Here is a 5666-nt window from a genome sequence, read left to right as displayed (position 1 = left end):
GCGATAAGATTTGGCACCGACCTACTCTCCCACGTTTTACCGCAGTACCATCGGCTCTGGCGGGCTTGACTTCTCTGTTCGGAATGGGAAGAGGTAGACACCGCCGATATAGGCACCTGAATATTTTTAATGTTGGTTAGGAACAAGGACTATCGGAGCAAGGAACAAGGACTTTTTGTCCTTTATCTTTTATCCTTTCGTCTTTTGTCCATAACAAACAATGACATATTATTGAAAGAAGTGATTGAATGTAGAGAAAACAACAAATTTATTTGTTTATCTGTTTTTGTTTCTCACCGGCTCATTTATCCTGTAGTCTTTTGGCATTGCTACCAATCAACTATTGAACAAATGAACCAGTGAACGTTTCTTCACGAAGAAAGCTTCGGGCAATTAGTATTACTCGGCTATGATGTCACCACCTTTATACCTGTAACCTATCAACGTAGTAGTCTGCTACGACCCTCAATGGAAGTCTCATCTTGTGGCTAGTTTCGCACTTAGATGCTTTCAGCGCTTATCTATTCCCAACGTAGCTACTCTGCAGTACACCTGGCGGCATAACAGATTCACCAGAGGTTAGTCCAACCCGGTCCTCTCGTACTAAGGTCAGCCCCACTCAAACTTCCAACGCCCACAACAGATAGGGACCGAACTGTCTCGCGACGTTCTGAACCCAGCTCGCGTGCCACTTTAATGAGCGAACAGCTCAACCCTTGGGACCTTCTCCAGCCCCAGGATGTGACGAGCCGACATCGAGGTGCCAAACCTCCCCGTCGATATGAGCTCTTGGGGGAGATCAGCCTGTTATCCCCAGCGTACCTTTTATCCTTTGAGCGATGGCCCTTCCATGCAGAACCACCGGATCACTATATCCGTCTTTCGACCCAGCTCGACTTGTCTGTCTCACTGTCAAGCAAGCTTATGCTATTGCACTCCACGTACGGTTACCAAGCGTACTGAGCTTACCTTTGAAAGCCTCCGTTACCTTTTTGGAGGCGACCACCCCAGTCAAACTACCCGCCAAACAATGTCCTCCACATTGCAGAGTTAGACACCAAATACAGAAAGGGTGGTATTTCAACGTTGACTAAATGACTCCTGGCGAAGCCACATCACAGTCTCCCACCTATCCTACACATCCTGTATCCGATATCAATGTTAAGTTGTAGTGAAGGTGCATGGGGTCTTTCCGTCCCGTTGCGGGTAACCGGCGTCTTCACCGATACCACAATTTCACCGAGCTCATGGCTGAGACAGCGCCCAGATCGTTACACCATTCGTGCAGGTCGGAACTTACCCGACAAGGAATTTCGCTACCTTAGGACCGTTATAGTTACGGCCGCCGTTTACCGGGGCTTCGATTCAATGCTTCGCCTTGCGACTAACATCCCCTCTTAACCTTCCGGCACCGGGCAGGTGTCAGGCCATATACGTCATCTTTCGATTTTGCATAGCCATGTGTTTTTGTTAAACAGTCGCCTGGGCCTTTTCACTGCGGCTGACATTGCTGCCAGCGCCCCTTCTCCCGAAGTTACAGGGCCATTTTGCCGAGTTCCTTAGCCATGATTCACTCGAGCACCTTAGGATTCTCTCCTCGACTACCTGTGTCGGTTTACGGTACGGGTTTTTATTACCTGAAGCTTAGCGGGTTTTCTTGGAAGTCTGATTACCTGAACTATTAAATCCCCCGAAGGTTCTCTATACTATCAGCTTTCAGCAGAGGTTGCGTACTTAACTACATCCCCTATACCTACGGCCTTTAACGAACTATTCCGTCAGTTCGCGTCAGTGTCACTACTCCGTCACCGCATCGCAGTAATAAAAAGTACTGGAATATTAACCAGTTGTCCATCGGCTACGCCCTTCGGCTTCACCTTAGGCCCCGACTAACCCTGATCCGATTAGCGTTGATCAGGAAACCTTAGTCTTTCGGTGGGCGGGTTTCTCTCCCGCCTTATCGTTACTTATGCCTACATTTGCTTTTCTATATCCTCCACAGTCAGTTGTCCTTCCTGCTTCGCCGGAACATAGAATGCTCCCCTACCAGATGCATTGCTGCAAATCCATAGCTTCGGTATACTGCTTAATGCCCGTTTATTATCCATGCCCGATCGCTCGACTAGTGAGCTGTTACGCACTCTTTAAATGAATGGCTGCTTCCAAGCCAACATCCTAGCTGTCTATGCAATCGGACCTCGTTAGTTCAACTTAGCTGTAATTTGGGGACCTTAGCTGATGGTCTGGGTTCTTTCCCTCTCGGCCCTGGACCTTAGCACCCAGAGCCTCACTCCAGCGTATATTATAAAGCATTCGGAGTTTATCTGGATTTGGTAGGATTTGACTCCCCCGCACCCAATTAGTAGCTCTACCTCTTTATAACTCAACCGCCAGGCTGTTCCTAAAAACATTTCGGGGAGTACGAGCTATTTCCCAGTTTGATTAGCCTTTCACCCCTACCCACAAGTCATCCGGAAACTTTTCAACGTTTATCGGTTCGGTCCTCCAGTACCTGTTACGGCACCTTCAACCTGCCCATGGGTAGATCACAAGGTTTCGCGTCTACCTCCCCTGACTATACGCCCTATTCAGACTCGCTTTCGCTTCGGATCCGTGTCTTAAACACTTAACCTTGCCAGGAAAGAGTAACTCGTAGGCTCATTATGCAAAAGGCACGCCGTCACGGAATAAATCCGCTCCGACCGCTTGTAAGTACACGGTTTCAGGTTCTATTTCACTCCCCTGTTCGGGGTTCTTTTCACCTTTCCCTCACGGTACTGGTTCACTATCGGTCTCTCAGGAGTATTTAGCCTTACCGGATGGTGCCGGCAGATTCCCACAAGGCGTCTCCGACCTCGCGGTACTCAGGATACCACTATCTTACTATTCATTACCCGTACGCAGCTGTCATGCTCTATGGCAGGGTTTCCCACCCCTTTCCGGTTTTGTTTAGTAGTCATGTTGTGGTCCTACAACCCCCATATTGCCGTAACAATATAGGTTTGGGCTTCTTCCATTTCGCTCGCCACTACTCTGGAAATCATTATTATTTTCTCTTCCTCTGCTTACTTAGATGTTTCAGTTCGGCAGGTTTGCGCTATTGCAACTAATCTTCAATTAGTTAGGTTTCCCCATTCAGAAATCTACGGATCAAATCTTATTTGCAAATCCCCGTAGCTTATCGCAGCTTATCACGTCTTTCATCGCCTCTGAGAGCCAAGGCATCCCCCGTGTACCCTTCTTTACTTTCTTCTACTCTTGCGCCTTTTGCGCCGCAAGGTATGTCTCTATTTCGAGTCTTGTTGCCGTTTAGTATCAAGTAGTAAGTATCAAGTATCAAGACCGAAGCCTATTCCCTCTTTACTTCTTCATCGATCTTCAAGCCTGCAACAGTCTTCTATCTGTTGTTTTCTCTTGTTTTCAATTACTTCTTCCAATATGTCAAAGAACGTTTTCGTTTAGTATCAAGTCGTCAGTATCAAGTATCAAGACTTTTTGTCTTACTACTTACTACTGGTTACTTACTACTTAAACAATCGTGGAGAATAACGGATTCGAACCGTTGACCCCCTGCGTGCAAGGCAGGTGCTCTAGCCAGCTGAGCTAATCCCCCTAAAGATTAATTAGTATTTAGTATTCAGTATCAAGTATCAAGACTTTTTTTCTTTTGTCTTGCTACTTACTACTTGCTACCTGATACTTACCTTTCGTAGTCCCGAGCAGATTTGAACTGCTGACCCCTACATTATCAGTGTAGTGCTCTAACCAAGCTGAGCTACAGGACTATTTTTAGTTTGCAGTTATTAGTTTGCAGTTCGCAGCTTTTACTGCTTTGTAGTTAGCTCTTGTTGCCAACTGCTAACTGCTCTTCACTGCCCACTGTGAACTGCCTACCTATCCTTCGCTCACCTTTCGGCTTCGCTCCACATCGATGGCTTTCATCTTTTGGGTTTCCTTTTCGTTTAATTATTGAATGACTGAATTATTGAATTATTGATTTCCTGTTCGCGGCTTTAACCACTCTCTTAATCAACCATTCTAACTCAATCAACCAATTTTAAGAAATAATCATGTAGGTAACCTGTTACAATACTTTGTTTCGATACTGCTCCAGAAAGGAGGTATTCCAGCCACACCTTCCGGTACGGCTACCTTGTTACGACTTAGCCCCAGTTACCGACTTTACCCTAGGACGCTCCTTGCGGTTACGCACTTCAGGCACTTCCAGCTTCCATGGCTTGACGGGCGGTGTGTACAAGGCCCGGGAACGTATTCACCGCGTCATTGCTGATACGCGATTACTAGCGAATCCAACTTCACGGGGTCGAGTTGCAGACCCCGATCCGAACTGTGAACAGCTTTAAGAGATTGGCATCCTGTTGCCAGGTAGCGGCCCTCTGTACTGCCCATTGTAGCACGTGTGTAGCCCCGGACGTAAGGGCCATGATGACTTGACGTCGTCCCCTCCTTCCTCTCTATTTGCATAGGCAGTCTGTTTAGAGTCCCCACCTTAACGTGCTGGCAACTAAACATAGGGGTTGCGCTCGTTGCGGGACTTAACCCAACACCTCACGGCACGAGCTGACGACAGCCATGCAGCACCTAGTTTCGTGTTCCGAAGAACTGTGACGTCTCTGTCACATTCACTAACTTTCAAGCCCGGGTAAGGTTCCTCGCGTATCATCGAATTAAACCACATGCTCCTCCGCTTGTGCGGGCCCCCGTCAATTCCTTTGAGTTTCACCCTTGCGGGCGTACTCCCCAGGTGGAATACTTAACGCTTTCGCTTAGACGCTGACCGTATATCGCCAACATCGAGTATTCATCGTTTAGGGCGTGGACTACCAGGGTATCTAATCCTGTTTGATCCCCACGCTTTCGTGCCTCAGTGTCAATCTAACCATAGTAAGCTGCCTTCGCAATTGGTGTTCTGTGACATATCTATGCATTTCACCGCTACTTGTCACATTCCGCCTACCTCTAGTTCATTCAAGCTCTTCAGTATCAAGGGCACTGCGATAGTTAAGCTACCGTCTTTCACCCCTGACTTAAAAAGCCACCTACGCACCCTTTAAACCCAATAAATCCGGATAACGCTTGGATCCTCCGTATTACCGCGGCTGCTGGCACGGAGTTAGCCGATCCTTATTCTTACCATACATTCAGCTTTGGTCACGACCAAAGGTTTATTCTGGTACAAAAGCAGTTTACAACCCGTAGGGCAGTCTTCCTGCACGCGGCATGGCTGGTTCAGGCTTCCGCCCATTGACCAATATTCCTTACTGCTGCCTCCCGTAGGAGTCTGGTCCGTGTCTCAGTACCAGTGTGGGGGGTCATCCTCTCAGATCCCCTNTAATCCTATAAATATTTGATTACTTTATGATGCCATATTGCAATATTATGCGGTCTTAATCTCTCTTTCGAGAGGCTATCCCCCTGATTAAGGTAGGTTACATACGTGTTACGCACCCGTGCGCCACTCTCAAGAAAAGCAAGCTCTTCTATCCCGTCCGACTTGCATGTATTAGGCCTGCCGCTAGCGTTCATCCTGAGCCAGGATCAAACTCTCCATTGTAAAATGTTTTGTTTGTCTCTGACCCTATTATTAATAATAGAATCTGTATATTATATCTTTATACAGTATCTAACGTTTTCGTATCATAACT

General features: G+C 47.2%; 2 tRNA genes and 3 rRNA genes. All 5 read right to left on the bottom strand.

Going from position 1 to position 5666, the window contains the following annotated elements:
* Nucleotides 1–8 precede the first annotated feature (8 nt).
* The 5 genes from rrf to QWZ17_RS00840 all read right to left on the bottom strand — a co-directional run bounded on the left by rrf (nt 9) and on the right by QWZ17_RS00840 (nt 5575).
* Nucleotides 9–120 (bottom strand): 5S ribosomal RNA (rrf, locus tag QWZ17_RS00860).
* A 253-nt stretch (nt 121–373) separates the two neighbouring features.
* A 23S ribosomal RNA gene (locus tag QWZ17_RS00855) occupies nt 374–3253 on the bottom strand.
* A 286-nt stretch (nt 3254–3539) separates the two neighbouring features.
* Nucleotides 3540–3613 (bottom strand) — tRNA-Ala (locus QWZ17_RS00850).
* Between the two features lie 97 nt (nt 3614–3710).
* Nucleotides 3711–3785, bottom strand: a tRNA-Ile gene (locus QWZ17_RS00845).
* A gap of 329 nt (nt 3786–4114) precedes the next feature.
* A 16S ribosomal RNA gene (locus QWZ17_RS00840) occupies nt 4115–5575 on the bottom strand.
* The 16S, 23S and 5S rRNA genes sit together here with 2 tRNA genes alongside, the layout of an rRNA operon.
* Between the last annotated feature and the right edge of the window lie 91 nt (nt 5576–5666).

Source organism: Mucilaginibacter flavus, assembly GCF_030409315.1.
In the GTDB taxonomy this organism is placed as follows: domain Bacteria; phylum Bacteroidota; class Bacteroidia; order Sphingobacteriales; family Sphingobacteriaceae; genus Mucilaginibacter; species Mucilaginibacter flavus.
The sequence above is the reverse complement of the archived record's forward strand: the minus strand, read 5'-3'. Positions and strand labels throughout refer to the sequence as shown.